The sequence below is a fragment of the Micromonospora sp. NPDC047187 genome, assembly GCF_040643355.1.
In the GTDB taxonomy this organism is placed as follows: domain Bacteria; phylum Actinomycetota; class Actinomycetes; order Mycobacteriales; family Micromonosporaceae; genus Micromonospora; species Micromonospora salmantinae.
This window is the reverse complement of the sequence record NZ_JBEYUF010000014.1, coordinates 74,173-92,478: the sequence shown is the minus strand read 5'-3', so window position 1 is coordinate 92,478 and position 18,306 is coordinate 74,173. Positions and strand designations below refer to the sequence as shown.

At 71.6% G+C, this 18,306-nt stretch carries 14 protein-coding genes and 1 pseudogene; 11 read left to right on the top strand and 4 right to left on the bottom strand.

Going from position 1 to position 18,306, the window contains the following annotated elements:
* The first annotated feature begins 35 nt into the window (after positions 1-35).
* The 5 genes from ABZ794_RS21965 (at position 36) to ABZ794_RS21945 (ending at position 5,166) form a co-directional block, all read left to right on the top strand.
* On the top strand, positions 36-818 hold the full coding sequence (locus tag ABZ794_RS21965; protein ID WP_357517261.1) for a DedA family protein: 783 nt from the start codon (positions 36-38) through the stop codon (positions 816-818).
* A gap of 99 nt (positions 819-917) precedes the next feature.
* Complete coding sequence (locus tag ABZ794_RS21960) at positions 918-2,099, top strand: histidine kinase (protein ID WP_357517259.1); 1,182 nt, start codon at positions 918-920, stop codon at positions 2,097-2,099.
* Entirely contained in the window at positions 2,090-2,734 is a 645-nt protein-coding gene (locus ABZ794_RS21955; protein WP_357517257.1) for a response regulator transcription factor, read from the top strand. The genes ABZ794_RS21960 and ABZ794_RS21955 overlap by 10 nt, the downstream gene beginning before the upstream one ends.
* A gap of 646 nt (positions 2,735-3,380) precedes the next feature.
* The gene (locus ABZ794_RS21950; RefSeq protein WP_238689647.1) at positions 3,381-3,947 is read left to right on the top strand and encodes a hypothetical protein; all 567 of its coding nucleotides are present in this window, start codon (positions 3,381-3,383) and stop codon (positions 3,945-3,947) included.
* 799 nt (positions 3,948-4,746) lie between these two features.
* Positions 4,747-5,166, top strand: coding sequence for a protein-tyrosine phosphatase family protein (locus ABZ794_RS21945; RefSeq protein WP_357517254.1), 420 nt, complete (start codon positions 4,747-4,749; stop codon positions 5,164-5,166).
* 203 nt (positions 5,167-5,369) lie between these two features.
* Here ABZ794_RS21945 and ABZ794_RS21940 read toward each other — a convergent pair whose 3' ends face one another.
* Complete coding sequence (locus ABZ794_RS21940) at positions 5,370-7,664, bottom strand: excinuclease ABC subunit UvrA (protein ID WP_357517253.1); 2,295 nt, start codon at positions 7,662-7,664, stop codon at positions 5,370-5,372.
* 166 nt (positions 7,665-7,830) lie between these two features.
* Here ABZ794_RS21940 and ABZ794_RS21935 point away from each other — a divergent pair, with 166 nt between their 5' ends.
* The 3 genes from ABZ794_RS21935 to ABZ794_RS21925 all read left to right on the top strand — a co-directional run bounded on the left by ABZ794_RS21935 (position 7,831) and on the right by ABZ794_RS21925 (position 10,731).
* Positions 7,831-8,559 (top strand): MerR family transcriptional regulator, encoded by a 729-nt coding sequence (locus ABZ794_RS21935; RefSeq protein WP_357517251.1) that lies wholly within the window; start codon positions 7,831-7,833, stop codon positions 8,557-8,559.
* A 47-nt stretch (positions 8,560-8,606) separates the two neighbouring features.
* On the top strand, positions 8,607-9,815 hold the full coding sequence (locus ABZ794_RS21930) for a D-alanyl-D-alanine carboxypeptidase (RefSeq protein WP_357517249.1): 1,209 nt from the start codon (positions 8,607-8,609) through the stop codon (positions 9,813-9,815).
* A gap of 70 nt (positions 9,816-9,885) precedes the next feature.
* Positions 9,886-10,731, top strand: coding sequence for a peptidylprolyl isomerase (locus tag ABZ794_RS21925; RefSeq protein ID WP_238689596.1), 846 nt, complete (start codon positions 9,886-9,888; stop codon positions 10,729-10,731).
* 135 nt (positions 10,732-10,866) lie between these two features.
* Here ABZ794_RS21925 and ABZ794_RS21920 read toward each other — a convergent pair whose 3' ends face one another.
* Complete coding sequence (locus ABZ794_RS21920) at positions 10,867-11,904, bottom strand: LacI family DNA-binding transcriptional regulator (RefSeq protein ID WP_210787417.1); 1,038 nt, start codon at positions 11,902-11,904, stop codon at positions 10,867-10,869.
* 239 nt (positions 11,905-12,143) lie between these two features.
* Here ABZ794_RS21920 and ABZ794_RS21915 point away from each other — a divergent pair, with 239 nt between their 5' ends.
* Entirely contained in the window at positions 12,144-12,977 is an 834-nt protein-coding gene (locus ABZ794_RS21915) for a M15 family metallopeptidase (RefSeq protein WP_357517246.1), read from the top strand.
* Between the two features lie 18 nt (positions 12,978-12,995).
* On the opposite strand, the gene ABZ794_RS21910 is transcribed toward ABZ794_RS21915, so the two are convergent.
* Positions 12,996-14,183: a spore photoproduct lyase family protein gene (locus tag ABZ794_RS21910; protein WP_210787416.1), complete on the bottom strand. Its 1,188-nt coding sequence runs from the start codon at positions 14,181-14,183 to the stop codon at positions 12,996-12,998.
* A gap of 158 nt (positions 14,184-14,341) precedes the next feature.
* Here ABZ794_RS21910 and ABZ794_RS21905 point away from each other — a divergent pair, with 158 nt between their 5' ends.
* Entirely contained in the window at positions 14,342-15,649 is a 1,308-nt protein-coding gene (locus tag ABZ794_RS21905; protein ID WP_357517244.1) for an RICIN domain-containing protein, read from the top strand.
* Here the strand turns inward: ABZ794_RS21905 and ABZ794_RS21900 are convergent.
* Complete coding sequence (locus ABZ794_RS21900) at positions 15,644-16,651, bottom strand: YafY family protein (RefSeq protein ID WP_238689600.1); 1,008 nt, start codon at positions 16,649-16,651, stop codon at positions 15,644-15,646. The genes ABZ794_RS21905 and ABZ794_RS21900 overlap by 6 nt on opposite strands.
* A 362-nt stretch (positions 16,652-17,013) precedes the next feature.
* Here ABZ794_RS21900 and ABZ794_RS21895 point away from each other — a divergent pair.
* A pseudogene (locus ABZ794_RS21895) lies at positions 17,014-18,224 on the top strand (RtcB family protein); the annotation flags it as partial.
* Positions 18,225-18,306: the final 82 nt, after the last annotated feature.

The window sequence follows — 18,306 nt, the reverse complement described above, 5'->3', positions numbered from 1 at the left end:
GGTCGGCTCTCAGGATGACTTCGTAACGTGGGCGCATGATTCGAACGTCCCACGCCGTGTTCGCCACCGGAACCCCCGCCGCCGCAGCGGAGCCACCACAGGACGGGATCGTCGGCTACGTCACTGACCTGGTGGAACGACTCGGCGGGCCGGGTGCCGGCCTGGCGGTGGCGTTGGAGAACCTCTTCCCGCCGATCCCCAGTGAGGTGATCCTGCCGCTGGCCGGGTTCGTCGCCGCGCAGGGGCGGATGAGTCTGGTCGGTGCGATCTTCTGGACCACGCTGGGTTCGGTGGTGGGCGCGCTCGCGCTCTACCTGATCGGCGCGGCCCTGGGGCGCGACCGGATGCGCGCCATCGTTTCCCGGCTTCCGCTGGTCAAGCTCAGCGACGTGGACCGGACCGAGGCGTGGTTCCTGCGGCACGGTGTGAAGGCGGTCTTCTTCGGCCGGATGATCCCGATCTTCCGGAGTCTGATCTCCATCCCGGCGGGCGTGGAGCGGATGCCGGTGACCACGTTCCTGCTCTACACCACGCTGGGCAGCCTGATCTGGAACACCACATTCGTGCTCGCCGGCTACCTGCTGGGCGACAACTGGCACCTCGTCGAGGGCTACGTCGGCACGCTCCAGAAAGTGGTGATCGTGGTCTGCGTGGCGGCGGCTGCCTGGTTCGTCGGGTCCCGCGTGCTCAAAGCCCGCCGCGCCGCCCGCAACCCCGAGCCGATCGAACCCGAGCAGAGCGCAATGAACGGGATGCCCGACCCGGGCGGTCGCGGCACCCTCTACCGAAGCGGATCGTGGGCCTCGGACGAGCGGTAGCCAGCCCTCTTCTGGTTCCCTTTGCTCTGCTTCACCCCACGCACCACCCCCGGGTCGCCTGCGGGCGGATCAGATGAGGCAGAGCAAGGGGGACCAGGCGTGGTGCGGAAGGCGGGCGAGGTGATGGGGGAGCGGCGAACCGGCGGGTGGTGGCTTCGGCTCCGGCTGCCGCTCGGCGTCGCCGTCGGCATCGCGACGGCCGCCGTCGAGCTCGCCTTCCTCGCCGTCGCGGCCGCCGCATCCAGCGTGCGCGCGGTAGCGCCCGCGGCCGGCCGTCGGGTCGCTGACCTGACCGACCGGTACGGGGAGCGGCTGGTACGGATGGAACATCGCCGCCTCACCGGGCCGCTCGCCGCAGAGGATCTGCCCGCGCCGAACACCGTGGCGACCCGCCGGCAGCTCGGCTACCTGGCCGCCCGACTGTTACCCGGCACGCTCGGCCTGCTGGCGTACACCGTGCTCGGCGTCGGCATGGTGCTGGCCGGGATCGTGCTGCGCGCGGCGCTGCGCGGAGAGCTGACCCTCCTCGACGCCCTGTCCCAGATCGCCGTCGGGGCGGTGCTGTTCCTGCTCAACGTTCAGGCCGTTGCCAGCATCGCCGCGCTCGACATCCGGCTGGCGCGACGACTGCTCGGGCCGGGAAGTCGGGCCGAGCTGACGCGGCGGGTCCATGAGCTGACCACCAGCCGGGCCGGGGTCATCGCCGCTGTCGACGCCGAACGGCAGCGCATCGAACGCGACCTGCATGACGGCCTCCAACAGCGGCTGGTCGCCCTCGGCATGCTGCTCGGCCGGGCCCGGCGCGCCCGCGACGCCGACCGCACACACGCACTGCTCGCCCAGGCGCACGAGGACGTGCAGCGGGCCATCGAAGAGTTGCGCGAGGTGGCATGGCGGGTCTACCCGTCAGCACTGAACGACAGCGATCTGGGCGAGGTCCTGGCCATCGTCGCCCGCGGATCCGAGGTGCCGGTGCGGATCCGCTGCGAGCTGCCCGTCCGCCCCGACCGGCAGGTCGAGACGGTGCTGTACTTCGTGGCCTGCGAGGCGCTCACCAACGCCGCGAAACACGCCGCCGCTACCCTGGTCACTGTCGAAATCGGAGTACGGGATGGGTGGATCCGGATGCGCGTACACGACGACGGCGTCGGCGGGGCGGACCCGGCCGGACGCGGGTTGTCCGGGCTCGCGCGGCGGGTCGCCGCGCTGGACGGTCGGCTGCTGGTGACCAGCCCGGCCGGAGGTCCGACGACAGTGCTGGCGCAGCTGCCGTGCGACTAGTCCTCGCCGAAGACTCGACGCTGCTCCGGGAGGGCCTGACGCGGCTGCTCGCCGACGAGGAGCACGAGGTGCTCGCGGCGGTCGGGGCCGCCGACCAGCTTGTCGAGGCGGTCGGACGATCACGTCCCGACGTGGTCGTCACCGACGTCCGGATGCCACCCAACCACACCGATGACGGGCTACGGGCCGCCCTGGAGATTCGTCGTCGGTGGCCCGACACCGGCGTCCTCGTGCTCTCCCAGTACGTGGAGCGGCGTTACGCCGGGCGGCTGCTCGCGGACCGTCCCGAGGGAGTTGGCTACCTGCTCAAGGACCGGGTCGCCCAGGTGGACGACTTCCTTGACGCACTCGACCGGATCGCCGCCGGAGGCACCGCCCTCGACCCGGAGGTGGTCCGTCAGGTGGTGGCCGGCTCGGATCGGCCCGACCCGTTCGGTCGGCTCACGCCGCGGGAACGGGACGTGTTGCACGAGATGGCCCAGGGCCATACGAATCTCGCCATCGCCCAGCGGCTGCACGTATCGCAGAGCGCCGTCGAGAAGCATGTCAACGCGATCTTCGACAAACTCGACCTCGCACACACAACGGGCTACAGCCGACGAATCCTCGCAATCCTGCGCTACCTGGGCACCTGACCCGCCCGGACTCGCATGCCGGGCACGGCGGCGGCCAGGCATGCGGAATCGGACGCCGGGCACGGGTGTCCCGGGCCGGGCATGATCGACTCGGGATCCTTGATGTCGGGGGTGTCCGGGTGTCCGGGATGCCCCGACTTCCGTGGACCCGAGTGGATCACCCGGTGAGGGCCGGTTCGACGACGTGGGCCCGGTGTCGTGTGGGCGCTTTGTCCGTTGGAGTGTGGTTGTGGGGTGTGGCCGGGCGCACTCGTGGGCCGGAATCACGGCGGGCTCAGGGTCGTTACACACCCTGACGATCGCAGTACCACCGACCGGCCGCCGCACCCATGGGCTGGTCGCGCAGGCCGGAATGCCAGCCTCCACCGGGTCGTTACAGTCCCCACGAACGACCACCGGGCACCGCCACGACGAGGGTGCCGGCAGATGGGCCGACCCCGGAATGACCCCGGCCCCCCGGTCGTTACACAGGGACCCGGCGCCACGAGCCCCCCGCTCGCCAGGTCGCCGACCCCGACGCCCGACAGGGTGTCACCCCCAAGACTTTCCCCTTGGTACGTGCAGCGCCGGACGAGGTGCTCACACCCATCACCGCCGTCCCCCTCTTTGGCGGTGCGGGTGTTCTACCCCCGAAGGAGCTACCCCCATGAACACGATCTTCCGTAAGAGCATGCTGTCTGTTGCTGGTCTCGCGTTCGCCGGTGGTGTGTTCGCCGGCCCGATCGCCGCCCACGCCGCTACCCCGGCCGTGGATGCCAAGGCGGTTGCGGTGGCCGTGCAGTCGGCGGCGCCGAAGCCGCAGGGCGAGCAGTCCCACATCACCCTCAACGACGAGCAGACCACCAACGTGAAGGCGATCATCGCGGCCACCAAGAAGGCCGGTCTGCCCGAGCGGGCCGCGGTCATCTCGATCGCGACGAGCCTGCAGGAGTCCAAGCTGGAGAACCTGGGTCACCTGGGCGACCGGAACGACCACGACTCGCTGGGCCTGTTCCAGCAGCGCCCGAGCTCGGGTTGGGGCACCCCGGAGCAGATCACCGACCCCGAGTACTCCACCACCGCGTTCCTCAAGGGCCTCAAGCAGGTCGACGGGTGGCAGGACATGCCGCTGACCGACGCCGCCCAGACCGTACAGGTGTCGGCCTACCCGGACGCCTACGCCCAGTGGGAGCAGCAGGCCACCGACCTCGTCGCCCAGCACTGGAACAGCTGACCCACACCACAAGCACCCAGCACCCAGCACGGCAAGACCACAGCACCACCGCACCGACCACTGGCCGGCACCCGCACTCGGGGTGCCGGCCAGTGGCACGTTCCGTTTCCGTGCGGCAGGCACATGCCGCTGGTCGCCGATGCCGCGACGCCGCGTGCCCGTCGGAAGCGGATGGCGCGGTCCGGTCGGTGGCTGCCAGCAGATCTTGGACATTTTCCGTCCGGCGCGAACGGAAAACGTCCAAGATCTCGTGGGTCATGGCCGAAGCGCGACGCGATGGCGGGTGTCGCGGTCGTGAGGCGACCGGTGTTCAGCGATGGAACCCGTCGGCGCATCGGCCCGGCGAGCGGTGGGGCGTTGCGGCCGGCCGACCGCCGCCACCGGTGGTGCGGCGAGGCGTTGATGCCACCGCCCAATGCCGGCCACGGACGCCAGCGACGGCTGACGCCAGCCGGCGGTGCGGCGGGAGTAGGGCGGGCCTCGGCCCTCGGTGCGGTGCCACGGCGGTGCGGCGGGGCCGGGTGACCGCCACGTGGCGGGCTGCGGGGCGCCGATCGGATGGGTGGGCGGGGTGTGGGAACAACGGCGGCGGCGGGCTGGTTGTGGAGAGTGTCGGTGTGACTCAGTGTCCCCGGGCCTCACCTAATATCGCCCTCGCGGAATACCGTTTGGCTGGAGCCGCGTCGTGCCACTCGCCGAGAGGCGACCTGCACACCGACACCAGCGCCGCCCCCGGCCCACCGGCCGGGGGCGGCGCTGTCTGTGCTCACCCCTCAGAGCGTCGCGGCACAATGTCCGGATGACTGATGCGCAGCCGTGGTCCGAGCAGTCTGGCGTACTCGTACTCCCCAGTGGGGCGACGGTGCGCGGACGCCGCGTCGCTGCCGCGACCTCGCCCGCCGACTTCGCCGTGCTGCTGGCACCCGGCCCGGAGCCGGCCTGGCCGCACCGGCGGATCCGGTGGCCTGATTTCTGGGTGCCGCTCGACCGTGTCGAAGCCCTCGACGTCCTGCGGGAGGCCCTGCGACGCGCCCACGACGGTGAACGTGTCGAGGTGGCCTGTCGGGGTGGGGTGGGTCGGACCGGAACGGCCCTGGCCGCGCTGGCGATCCTCGACGGTCTGCCGGTCGAGCGGGCGGTGCCGTGGGTGCGGGCCGGCTACCACCCGAAGGCGGTGGAGACCCCCTGGCAGCGGCGCTGGCTGCGCCGGGTCACCTGACACCGCCGCCGGGCCGCCGCCGGAGCGCTGCGGGAGCGCCGCCGCCGCCGTCGGCCGGAGCGATTCCGGCCAACCACCGTCGCTCGTGCCGGCCACCCGTGACGCCGTGTCAGCCGACCGCCGCCGCTGGTACCGCCGGACCACAGCCGCTCGTGCCGGCACCCGTCGCTACTGTGCTCCGGCCGGTAGCGGGGGCAGCGGTGTCAGCTCTGGCCGATCCCCGCCGGGTTGTTGACGTACTCGCGGAGGTGCTTGGCGGTGAGGGTGTCGCCGGTGGCGACCAGCTCGGCCGGTGTGCCGGTGAAGACGATGCGGCCACCGTCGTGGCCGGCGCCGGGGCCGAGGTCGATGAGCCAGTCGGCGTGTGCCATGACCGCCTGGTGGTGCTCGATGACGATCACCGTGTTCCCGGCGTCGACCATCCGGTCGAGCAGGGCCAACAGTTGGTCCACGTCGGCCAGGTGCAGGCCCGTGGTCGGCTCGTCCAGGACGTACGTGGTGGTCTTCTCGGCCAGGTGGATGGCGAGCTTGAGTCGTTGCCGCTCCCCGCCGGACAGGGTGGTCAGTGGCTGGCCGAGGCTGAGGTAGCCCAGCCCGACGTCGACCAGCCGGCCGAGGATGAGGTGCGCCGCCCCGCTGGGGAAGAACGCGTACGCCTCGGTGACCGACATGGTCAGCACCTCGTGGATGTTCTTGCCGCGCAGCGTGTACGTGAGCACCTCGTCGGTGAAGCGTCGCCCCTCGCACCGTTCGCAGACGCTCGCGACGCCGGCCATCATCGCCAGGTCGGTGTAGATGAGGCCGATTCCCTTGCAGGTCGGGCAGGCGCCCTCGGAGTTGGCGCTGAACAGCGCGGCCTTGACCCCGTTGGCCTTGGCGAAGGCGGTGCGGATCGGGTCGAGCAGTCCGCTGTAGGTGGCCGGGTTGCTGCGTCGTGAGCCACGGATCGGGGACTGGTCGACGATGACGACCCCGGACCGGCCGCGCAGCGACCCGTGGATCAGTGAGCTCTTGCCGGAGCCGGCCACGCCGGTGACCACTGTGAGGACCCCGAGTGGGATGTCCACGTCCACGTCGTGCAGGTTGTGCAGGTCGGCCTGGCGGATGGCGAGCTGCCCGGTGGGTTGGCGTACCGCCTCGCGCACTGTCACCCGGTGGTCCAGGTGTCGGCCGGTGAGGGTGTCGGAGCGGCGCAGGCCGGGGATGTCGCCGGTGAAACAGATCCGACCACCGTCGGTGCCGGCGCCCGGTCCGAGGTCGACCACGTGGTCGGCGATGGCGATGGTCTCCGGTTTGTGTTCCACCACCAGCACGGTGTTGCCCTTGTCGCGCAGCCGCAGCAGCAGGTCGTTCATCCGGGCGATGTCGTGCGGGTGCAGGCCCACGGTGGGTTCGTCGAAGACGTAGGTGACGTCGGAGAGGCTGGAGCCGAGGTGCCGGACCATCTTCACCCGTTGCGCCTCGCCGCCGGAGAGGGTCGCCGACTCGCGGTCCAGGCTGAGGTAGCCCAGACCGATCTCGACCAGGGAGTCCAGCAGGTCGCGGAGGTTGGCGACGAGTGGCGCGGCCCCCGGGTCGTCAACGGTGCGGACGAACGCGGCCAGGTCGCTGATCTGCATGGCTGAGCAGTCGGCGATGTTGTGCCCGGCGATCCGTGATGACCGGGCCGCCGCGTTGAGTCGGGTGCCGCCGCAGTCGCCGCAGCTGGTGAAGGTGACCGCCCGGTCGACGAAGGCGCGGATGTGCGGTTGCATCGACTCGCGGTCCTTGGACAGGAGGAGCCGCTTGACCTTGACCGCCAGCCCCTCGTACGTCCAGTTGTTGCTGCCCACCTTGATCTTGGTGGCCGGCTTGTGCAGGAAGTCCTCCCACTGTTGCGGGGTGAAGTCCTGGAGTTTGACGTCCGGGTCGAACAGCCCGGAGCCGACGATGGTCTGCCAGTACCAGGAGTCGACAGCGAAGTTGGGCACGGTGATCGCGCCGTCGTTGAGGGAGCGCTCGACGTCGACGAGTTCGTTGACGTCGAGGTCGGAGACGCGGCCCAGCCCTTCGCAGATGGGGCACATGCCCTCGGGCAGGTTGAAGCTGAACGCCCCGGCGCCGCCGACGGACGGCTGGCCGAGGCGGCTGAAGAGGATCCGCAGCATGGCGTACGCGTCGGTGGCGGTGCCGACGGTGGACCGGGAGTTGACTCCCATCCGTTCCTGGTCGACGACGATGGCCGCGCTGAGGTTGCGCAGCGAGTCGACGTCCGGCCGGTTGAGGTTCGGCATGAACGACTGGAGGAACGCGCTGTAGGTCTCGTTGATCATGCGCTGGGACTCGGCGGCGATGGTGCCGAAGACCAGCGACGACTTGCCCGACCCGGAGACACCGGTGAAGACGGTCAGCCGGCGTTTGGGGATGTCGACCGAGACGTCGGCGAGGTTGTTCTCCCGCGCTCCGCGTACCTCGATCATGTCGTGGCTGTCGGCGGCGGACCATGCTGGCTGCGACATACGAACCCTTCACGGAATCGTGGCGGGACTTTGCCCCGCCGGGCACTGGCGGATTCCATTGTCTCATTCATCCTCATGTAGAGACTTTCGCCGAGATCCAAGCGCAGGCTTCAGCAGCATGCCCCGGAAAGTCTCAAATCACGTCGTAAGCGGTACGGTGGCTCGCGTGGACCTCGCCTCGAAGGATCGGCTGCGCGCCGTGGACCTGGCGGCCACCGTCGGGATCTCGGTGCAGCAGGTGCGCAACTACGTCGAGTTGGGGGTTCTCCCGCCGGTGCGCCGCACCGCCAGCGGCTACCGGATCTTCACCACCGAGCACGCCCGGGCGCTGACAGTGGCGCGGCGGTTGGCCGAGGGGCACGGCTGGAGCCGTACCCGGGAGATCATGGCGGCGGTGCACACGGGTGACCTGCCGGCGGCCCTGGCGGCGCTCGACGGCGGCCATGCCGAGCTGGACCGGGAACGCGCCGAGATCCGCCGGGTGCTCGGCGCCTTCGAGACCGTGCTGGCCGGCCCACCGGCGGCCCGGCCCGCGCCACGCCACGGCGCCCGCATCGGCGAGGTGGCCGCCCTGGTCGGGGTCCGGACCTCGCAGCTGCGGCTGTGGGAGGAGCGCGAGCTGCTACGGCCGGGCCGCACCCCGGGCACCAACTACCGGGTGTACGACGAGGCGGAGCTACGCGCGGCGCAGGTCATCGCGTTGCTGCGCCGGGGCGCGTACCCGTTCGAGATCATCGCCGCGGTGCTGGGCGAGCTGCGGACCACCGGCAGCGCTCAGCGGGTCCGCGCCGAGCTGGGCCGACGCGAGCAGGAGCTGCACACCCGCAGCCTGCGCCGGCTGCGGGGCACCGCCGCGCTGCACGACTACCTGCGCGGTCGCGGCGACGCGAGTTGACCGGCATCCCGTCCCACCGGGCGATCTTCCTGACTAGGGTCGGGCACATGAGAGCTGCGCTGCTGGCGGCCACGACGTCCGCCGTCCTGCTCGCTCCCGTGCCGGTCGGTGCGACGGGAGCGTCCGCCGCGCCGACGGTGCGCTGCCCCCGGGTCCCGGCCCCAGCGGCGTTCCGCCCACCCCGGCCGTCGCCCCCGCCGGCCGTCGGTGAGCAGCGGATGATCGGCGGCGCGGCGCTGGACACGGCCGGCCTGGTCGTGCCGGCCGGCGTCGCCGCGCCGCCGAGGGTCACCGCCACGTCGTGGCTGGTCGCCGACCTGGACAGCGGCCAGGTGCTCGGCGGCTGCGGCCCTCACGAGTACGGCACACCGGCGAGCGTGCAGAAGCTCCTGCTGGCGGCCACCATGCTGCCCAAGCTCGACCCGAAGCAGACGGTCACCGTCACCGACGCGGACATGAACATCGAACCCGGCTCCTCGGCCGTGGGGCTGGTCGCGGGCGGCCGGTACACCATCGAGACCATCTGGCTCGGGTTGTTGCTCAACTCCGGCAACGAGGCCGCCAACGCGCTGGCCCGACTCGGCAGCGGAACGGACAGCGCCGCCGGCGTGCGGGCCATGAACGAGCAGGCGCACCACCTCGGCGCGCTCCAGACGCACGCGGTCACCCCGTCCGGACTGGACGGCAAGGGGCAGTTCACCAGCGCGTACGACCTGGCGCTGATCGCCCGGGCCTGCTTCGCCGAGCCGACCTTCCGCCGGTACGCGCTGACCGAGCAGACGTCGATTCCGCCCCAGCCGGCGCAGCGCACCAAGGGCTTCGAGATCCAGAACGAGAACCAGCTCATCTACCGGTACCCGGGGGCGCTCGGCGGCAAGACCGGCTTCACCGATCTGGCCCGGCACACCTACGTGGGGGCGGCGGAACGCGGCGGACGGCGGCTGGTGGTGACAGTGCTGGGCGCCGAATCGGCACCGGTACGCGGCTGGGAGCAGGGCGCGGCCCTCCTGGACTGGGGCTTCACGCTGCCCCGGGACGCCGCCGTGGGCCGGCTGGTCGAGCCCGGCGAGCTGACCGCCACCCCGTCGGCGGCGCCGTCCGCGCTGGCGGCACCCGGCGTGCCCCGACCGGCGGCGGCCAGTGGGCCCGCGCGTACCGGCTCGGAGTGGCTCTGGTCGGTGACCGCGGTGAGCGGCGCGACGGTGGTGGCGTTGTTGGGTGGTCTGCTGTGGCGGCGTCGCCGCCGGATGCCCTGACGGATCGACATCGGGCGCTGCCATCCATAGACTCCGGTCTTTCTGGCACCACCAGTCCAGGAGGATCCCTGTGTCGAGTGAACTCGAACCGCGCCCCGCATTGGCGGCACCCCGCCGGCCGGTGCGCGCCCTGACCCGCCTCGCGGGGGTGACAGTGCTCGCCGGGGCGCTGGTCGTCGGCTCGTCCGCCACCGCGCTCGCCGCCCCGGGCCCGTCGGCCGACACGGTGCGCGTCTCCGCCGCGCCGCCCGCCGCTGTCGACACCGCCACCCGACCGCCGCGCACCACCCACGGTCCGTGCGCGTACACCGAGACTCCGGACGAACCAGCCGCCCGGCCGGTGACGCTGCCGCCCGACCCGCGACGAACCCCGGCCCGGGGCAGCGTCCGGGTGACCCTGGCGACCAATCATGGGCCTATCGGGTTGACAGTGGACCGCGCCGCCGCGCCGTGCACGGTGCAGAGCTTCCTGCACCTGGTGAACAAGCGGTTCTACGACCGCACCCCGTGCCACCGGCTCACCGCGTACCCGACGCTGAGCGTGCTGCAGTGCGGTGACCCGTCCGGCACCGGTGAGGGCGGTCCGGGCTACCGGTACCGCGACGAGTTGCCGACCGACCTGCCGCCCGCGCCCACCGACCCGACCGGGGAGCGCCGGGTGTACGCCCGGGGTGTGCTGGCCATGGCCAATGCCGGGCCGGACACCAACGGCAGCCAGTTCTTCCTGGTCTACGCCAACTCCGCGCTGCGCCCCAACTACACGATCTTCGGCGAGGTCGACGGTGCCGGCCTGGCCACGCTGGACCGGATCGCCGCCGGGGGAGTGGCGCCGACCGCCGAGGACCCGGCGCCGGTCGACGGCGCGCCCGCACTGCCGGTGACCATCCGCAAGGCCGTCCGCTGGCACCACCACTGACAGTGCGGCGCGGTGGGTGGCCGTCGGTCGCTCACCGCGCCGGCCGTGGGTGAATCTCGGTCGGGCGCGGCCTCGCCGGAATTTTCGGGAACGGACCGGAACGGGTCCAACCGGTTTCCGGCGCAGTTCCGGCCGTCACGTCGAGGCGGGCGACCCGGTCAGCGGGGCGGCGGTGCTGTCCCGAACGACCAACTCGGTGGCGAGTTCCACCCGGGGCGAGTCGATGCCCTCGCCCTGGGCCAGGCGCAGAACGGTCCGGGCCGCCAAGCGTCCCATCTCGACCAACGGTTGGCGCACTGTGGTCAGCGGCGGTGAAGCCCAGCGGGCTTCCGGTAGGTCGTCGAACCCCACCACGCTCACGTCGTCCGGCACGCGCAGCCCGCGGCGCCGGATGGCCTCGTAGACGCCGAAGGCCATCTGGTCGCTGGAGGCGAAGATGCCGGTCGGCGGGTCGGCGAGGTCGAGCAGCGCTGTCCCGCCGGCGAACCCGGAGGCGTGGTAGAAGTCGCCCGGGTAGATCAGCTTGTCGTCCACCGGCACCCCGGCGGCCTCCAGCCCGGCACGGTAGCCGTCGAGCCGGGCCCGGCTGCACAGCAGGTGCGTCGGCCCGGCCACGAAACCGATGCGCCGGTGCCCGATCGCGAGCAGGTGTTCGGTAGCGGCGAGCCCGCCGGCCCAGTTGGTGGCGCCGATCGTGGGCACGTCCATGGCCGGCACGCCGGCCGGGTCCACGACCACCACCGGCACGTTGAGGCGACGCAGCTGCGCGTGCAGCGGCGGGCTCAGGTGCGAGGTCACGAAGATGACGCCGTCGGTGGCCCGGGTGCGCAGGTTCTGCAACCACTGCCGGGCCGCTGTGGGCTGCCGGTGGATCGCGGAGACCACAGTGCCGACGCCCGCGCCGTGCCCGACATCCTCCACACCCCGGATGATTTCCACGGCCCAGGGGCTGTCCAGGTCGTTGAAGACCAGGTCGACGAGACCGGCACGGCGAACGCTGCGGCTGGTGCGACGCCGGTAGCCGTGGTGGCGCAACAACTCCTCGACCCGTTCCCGGGTGTCCGGGGCCACATCGGAGCGCCCGTTGAGCACCCGTGACACGGTCGGCACCGACACCCCGGCCTCCCGTGCGATCGCGGTGATGGTCACCCTGCGTCCGTCGTCCGCGCCCACCCGCGTCTCCTTCACCGAGCCGGAGGAGCGACCATCAGGCGTCGCCCACCGTGTGTCCCGAAACGGCGTGCCCGTTCCACGCGTCATCTTGCCTCACCGGTAGGGGTTGACGACATGCCAGGCCGTTCGAAGCTTCGCTGGAGTTGCGGAAAAGTTCCGGAGTTTTTCCGGTTACTTTCGGTCGGCGGACCAACTGAATCCTGGGATGGTGACCCTGGTCGGGCTGATAGACAGGACTCGTGCGTCACCGCCTGGCCGTCGTGCTCGCGCTCGCCGGGCTGCTCGGCGGCTGCCCGCGGCCGGAGCCCCGCCCAGCGCCGCAGCCGACGTCGGCGAGCCCCACACCCGCGCCGACCCCGTCCACCTCGGCGGCAGCCCCGCTGCCGGGGTTCGTGGTGCTGACCGACCTCGACCCGCGCATCCACGCCGACATCCGGTACGCCACACCGCACAACTTCGTCGGCCGACCGATCACCGGCTACCGCGAGCCGCTGTGCCTGCTCACCCGGCAGGCGGCCGAGGCGTTGCGCCGCGTACAGGACGCCGCGCTGACCGGTGGGCACAGCCTCAAGGTGTACGACTGCTACCGCCCGCAACCGGCGGTGGACGACTTCGTCGCCTGGTCGAAGCGCCCCGATGAGCAGCAGACCAAGGCCGAGTTCTACCCGGACCTGGCCAAGAACCGGCTCTTCGCCGACGGTTACATCGGCGCGCCCACCGCGCACAGCCGCGGCAGCACCCTGGACCTGACACTGGTCGACGAGCCCGCCGCCAGCCAACCTCCGTACCGGGTGGGGCAACCGCTGGTCGCCTGCACCGCGCCGCGCGGGCAGCGCTTCGCGGACAACAGCATCGACATGGGTACGGGCTTCGACTGTTTCGACTCGCGGGCGCACACCGCCGACCCCCGCATCACCGGGACGCCTCGGGAGAACCGCCGGTTGTTGCAGCGGCTGATGACCGACGCCGGGTTCGTCAACTACGACCGTGAGTGGTGGCACTACAGCCTGCGCGACGAGCCGTACCCGGACACGTTCTTCGCCGCCCCGGTAGCCCGCTCCTCGGTCGGCTGACCCGCCCGGGGCGCGAGGTCAGGTCCAGTAGAGGATCCGGCACCCTGGCACGCGGGCGGTCAGTTCGGCGGTGAACCAGTCGCGCAGCTCGGTCATCTGCTCACGCGGGTAGACGTACTTCACCGCGCCGAACTTGCCGTGCTTGCGGGTGCGGGACTCCTCGTCCATCTCCAGCCGGGTACGCGGGTACCAGCCGAGCAGCACCTCCTTGCTGCCCGGCGTGAACCGGTGGGTGATCAGCTCGGCGGTCAGGTCCAGGTCCGGCACCCCGTCGACGGCCGCGCGGACCTGGTCGAGCAGTTCGCCGTAGCGCTCCCGCCAGTCCGGCAGCGCGATGATCGGCGCGATGGTCAGCCCGACCGGGTAGCCGTCGAGGGCGAGCCGGCGCAGCGCGGCCAGCCGGTCCGGCACCCGGGCGGTGCCACCCTCGAACCGTTCGCTTACCGGGGCGCAGTTGACGCTGAACCGGACCCGGGTCCGGCCGGCGTGCGGCAGCCCCACGAAGGTGTCCACGTCGGCGTACTTGGTGGTCCAGCGCAACTGCACGGGGGCGTCCCAGTCGGCGAAGTGCCGCACCGCGCGCCGCCAACTGCCGGTCAGGTGCTCCAGGGCGAGCGGGTCGGTGTAGCAGGACGCCTCGAAGGTGGTGCCTTCGTCGGCGCGCCGCGCGTTGCGGCTGGTCACCGTGCCGCGCCCGGCGTACGCGGCCAGCCCGGCCAGGATGTCGTCGAGGTCCGCGTACACCCGGGTCACCGGTGGGCCGGACAGGGATCCGGCGAGGTAGCAGTACTGGCAGTGCGCCGGGCAGCCCTCGGCCAGGTCGACCCGCCAGTCCGCGCTGGGCGCGATGGGTTGCAGCACGCGCCGCGAGGGTGGGCTCACCACGATCGCCATCGTCGACTTGGCCCGGTTGTAGGTCTCCCGGTCGGTCTGCCCGCGTACCCCGGTGAGCCGGTTGGCGCGCAGGTGTTCCACCTCGATGCCGAGTGCCCGCACCCGCTCGACGATCCGTTGGCCGTGCGGGTGGTCGAGGGCGGCGGGGGTGGCCACCACCCGGCTCGGGGTCCAGCGGCGTGCCGACCGGGCCGGCGGCGCGAGGCCGGCCAGGTCGCGGGTCGGCACCCACTCGCCGCTGGCGTCGTGCGGTGCGGCGGGTACGTCCTCGGCGAGCGGCTGGTCGACGTCGACGGCGTCCGGGCTGGTCATCCGGCCGGGGTACCCGTTGGCGCAGGAATCCCACCCGATCGGCCGCCTCGCGATTGACGCCGCCCAACCGGAGCGCATAACCTCTCATCTATCTGTAAACCTTGTGAACAGATGCACTTCGACGCGGCGGCGCGCGTCCCGACCGAAGGGACGATCAGGTGATCGCAGAACTCTCCTCCCGTACCAGACGGATCCTGTCGTTGTTCGTCGCCCTGGTCGTCGCCTTGACCGCCGGTCTCGCGGTCAACGCCTCGCGCAGTGCGCAGGCCGCGCCGACGTTCAAGGTCCTGGCCTTCTACAACGGCACCTGGGACGCCGCGCACATCGACTTCGTCAAGGACGCCCGCGCCTGGTTCCCGCAGGCCGCCGCCCAGCACGGTTTCTCCTGGGAGGCCACCAACAACTGGGGTCTGCTGAACACCGCCAACCTGGCCCAGTACAAGGTCGTCATGTTCCTGGACGACGCGCCGCCCACCGCGCAGCGCGCCGCGTTCCAGCAGTACATGCAGAGCGGCGGGGCGTGGTTTGGCTTCCACGTCAGCGCGTTCACCACCAACCCGTCGAGCTGGAGCTGGTACTACAACACCCTCCTCGGCACCGGCTCGTTCCAGACGAACACCTGGGGACCCACCCGGGTCACGATGCGCGCCGACAACCGCACCCACGCCGCCACCCGGAACCTCCCGGCGACGTTCCCGTCGTCGATCAGCGAGTGGTACTCCTGGAGCAACGACCTGCGGCAGAACCCCGACATCGACATCCTCGCCTCGGTCGACCCGTCCAGCTTCCCGGTCGGCACGGACCCCAACCAGTCCTGGTACGGCGGCTACTACCCGCTCGTCTGGAGCAACCGGCAGTACAAGATGCTCTACGCCAACTTCGGGCACAACGAGATGAACTACAGCACCAACACCGGGCTGTCGTCGACGTTCGACAGCGCGCAGCAGAACCAGCTGCTGATCGACGGGCTGCACTGGCTTGCCGGCGTCGGCACCGTCCCGCCGACCACGCCCCCGCCGTCCGACGGCATCTCGCCGACCGCCTGGCACACCGCTGTCAACCGGGCCAGCGGCAAGTGCGTGGACGCCCGCGCCGCGGCCAGCGCCAACGGCACGGCCATCCAGCAGTACGTGTGCAACAGCAGCACCGCGCAGCAGTACCAGTTCGTGCCGACCAGCGGCGGGTACCTGCGGGTCAACAACCGCAACAACAGCGCCCAGGTGCTCGACGTGACGAACCGGTCGACCGCCGACTCGGCGCCGATTCAGCTCTGGTCCTACAGCGGCGGCAACAACCAGCAGTGGCGGGCCGAGCCCGAGGGCGGCGGCTACTACCGCCTGGTCAACCGCTCCAGCGGCAAGTGTCTCGACGTGCCGGGTGCGTCCACAGCGGACAGCGTCCAGCTCATCCAGTACACCTGCAACGGCACCGCGGCGCAGTCCTTCCGGCTGGTTCCGCAGTCATAGCTGCACTGCCGCGTCCGCGCCGGGGTGAACCGCGACTCGCCCCGGCGCGGGCCCGGCGGCGCGCACGAACCGGGCGGCGACGTCCCGGACGACGGTGCGCAGCTCCGGTGGGTCGAGCACGTCGAAGTCGACTGCCAGGGTGCCGAGGAAGGCGGCGAGATTGCCCAGCGACTCGCCGCCGGTGTGCAGCAGGCAGGTCCGCTCGTCGATCGCCTCCAGCAGGCCCGCCGTGGTGGGGATCCGTCGCGCCATCGCCTCGGCCGACGCGTGCAGGCGTACCCGGGCGGGGTGTGGCCAGGCCGCCGAGCCGACGCCGTGCAGCACGTGCGCGACCGCGTCGCCACCTGGCGGCTCCCGCGGCGCGAAGCGGGGGCCGGTCGGCACCCGGGGTTGGATCCGGTCGGCGCGGAACGTCCGCCAGTCCGCCCGGTCGGTGTCCCACCCCAGCAGGTACCACCGGCGCCCGGTGTAGACCAGACGGTACGGCTCGACGTCGCGCACGCTGACCGTGCCGTCATGGCCGGCGTAGTCGAACCGCAGCCGCTCCCGACGGTGCGCGGCCGTGGAGACGGCGGTGAGTGTGTCGGCGTCCACTGTCGGGCCACCGCCCGCGGCGGAGACCGTCGCCGAGCGTAGGGCGTCCACCCGGTGCCGCAGCCGTGACGGCAATGACTGCTCAAGCTTGGCCAACGCCCGCAGCGAGGTTTCCTCGATGCCGGTCACCGAGCCGCCGGCCGCCGCCCGGAGCCCGACGGCCACCGCCACTGCCTCGTCGTCGTCGAGCAGCAGCGGTGGCAGCGCCGACCCGGCGCCGAGCCGGTAGCCGCCGGCGACCCCCGGGTGTGACTCGATCTGGTAGCCCAGCACCCGCAGCCGTTCCACGTCCGTGCGTACCGTGCGGGTGGTGACGGCGAGCCGTTCGGCCAACTCGGCGCCGGACCACTCTCGGCGCACCTGCAGGAGAGTCAGCAGCCGCAGCAGGCGCACGGAGGTCTCCACCATGCCCGCGAGTCTGCACTACGGCTAGCGGCGATATCCATTGCGGACGCGCCGCAGCCCTCCTACTGTCGTCGGTGCAAGGTCGACCGATCACACCCGAGGGGAGTACGCCATGTCGCGACGCGTCCGCACCGACGCCCGCCGGCGTTTGCTCTCCACCGGCACCCCTTTGCAGCTCACCGCCAATACCCGTGCCTACCGCCCGGCGCGGCGCAACGAGCCGGGGTGGCGCGACTGACGCCGACGCTGACGCGTCCGCCGGCCGCCCATCCCACCGGGATCGGGCGGCCCTTTCGTATCCGCGCACCGCCGCTGGCCGCCAAATACGATCATTAACGGTCACCGCACCACAGAAGGAGACCACGATGGGATTCACCCCCCTCGCCGGTACCCGGGCACCGGTCCGGGTCTGGACCGACCCGTACGCCATCGAGCCGCAGGCCGCCAAGCAGCTGCGCAACATCGGCGCGCTGCCCTGGGTGCAGGGTGTCGCCGTCATGCCCGACGTGCACTTCGGCAAGGGCGCCACGGTCGGCTCGGTGATCGCGATGCGGCAGGCCGTCTCGCCGGCCGCGGTCGGCGTCGGCGGCCAGGCGTTGTGCCGCAGCTCCTCCCGGGTCACATCGGCTGCGGGATGTCGGCGGTCCGTACCTCGCTGACCGCCGCCGACCTGCCGGACGACCTGGCCGGGCTGCGTTCCGCGATCGAGGCCACCATTCCGGTCGGCTTCGCCCAGCGCAAGGACTCGGTCGACACGCGTCGGATCCGGGGCCTGGAGCAGGCCGGCTGGGACGACTTCTGGGGCCGGTTCGCCGGCCTGGACCGGCGGGTGGCGCAGCTGGAGACGCGGGCGCAGCGGCAGATCGGCACCCTCGGCGGGGGCAACCACTTCATCGAGGTCTGCCTGGAGCAGGGCGGCGCCGACGAGGGACGGGTCTGGCTGATGCTGCACTCCGGGTCCCGCAACATCGGCAAGGAGCTGGCCGAGCGGCACATCGGGGTGGCCCGAGGGCTGCCGCACAACGCCGACCTTCCGGACCGGGACCTGGCCGTGTTCCTCGCCGGGACGCCGGAGATGGACGCGTACCGGCGGGATCTCTGGTGGGCGCAGGAGTACGCGCGGCGCAACCGGGCGGTCATGCTGGCCCTGCTCTGCGGTGTGGTGCGTGAGCACTTCCCGCAGGTGTCCTTCCACGAGTCGATCTCGTGCCACCACAACTACGTCTCCGAGGAGAGCTACGACGGGGTGGACGTGCTGGTGACCCGCAAGGGCGCCATCCGGGCCGGCCGGGGTGACCTGGGCATCATCCCCGGGTCGATGGGCACCGGGTCGTACATCGTGCGGGGGCGGGGAAATACCGACGCGTACTGCTCGGCGTCGCACGGGGCGGGGCGTCGGATGTCTCGGGCGCAGGCCAAGCGGACGTTCAGCACGGAGGACCTGGCCGCGCAGACCGCCGGGGTGGAGTGCCGCAAGGACGCCGGGGTGGTCGACGAGATCCCCGGCGCGTACAAGGACATCACCGAGGTGATGGCCCAGCAGGAGGACCTGGTCGAGGTGGTCGCGCACCTCAAGACGACCTGCCGCCCGTCCGGCAAGCACGTCAGGCTGGTCACGCCGTCACGGTGGACGCCGATCACCTCACTGTGGTCGTCGT

Excerpts from the sequence above, each read along its gene's own strand:
- ABZ794_RS21965 (WP_357517261.1), top strand. The coding sequence starts at position 36 with ATGATTCGAACGTCCCACGCCGTGTTCGCCACCGGAACCCCCGCCGCC.
- ABZ794_RS21950 (WP_238689647.1), top strand. The coding sequence starts at position 3,381 with ATGAACACGATCTTCCGTAAGAGCATGCTGTCTGTTGCTGGTCTCGCG.
- ABZ794_RS21945 (WP_357517254.1), top strand. The coding sequence starts at position 4,747 with ATGACTGATGCGCAGCCGTGGTCCGAGCAGTCTGGCGTACTCGTACTC.
- ABZ794_RS21940 (WP_357517253.1), bottom strand. The coding sequence starts at position 7,664 with ATGTCGCAGCCAGCATGGTCCGCCGCCGACAGCCACGACATGATCGAG.
- ABZ794_RS21930 (WP_357517249.1), top strand. The coding sequence starts at position 8,607 with ATGAGAGCTGCGCTGCTGGCGGCCACGACGTCCGCCGTCCTGCTCGCT.
- ABZ794_RS21910 (WP_210787416.1), bottom strand. The coding sequence starts at position 14,183 with ATGACCAGCCCGGACGCCGTCGACGTCGACCAGCCGCTCGCCGAGGAC.
- ABZ794_RS21900 (WP_238689600.1), bottom strand. The coding sequence starts at position 16,651 with ATGGTGGAGACCTCCGTGCGCCTGCTGCGGCTGCTGACTCTCCTGCAG.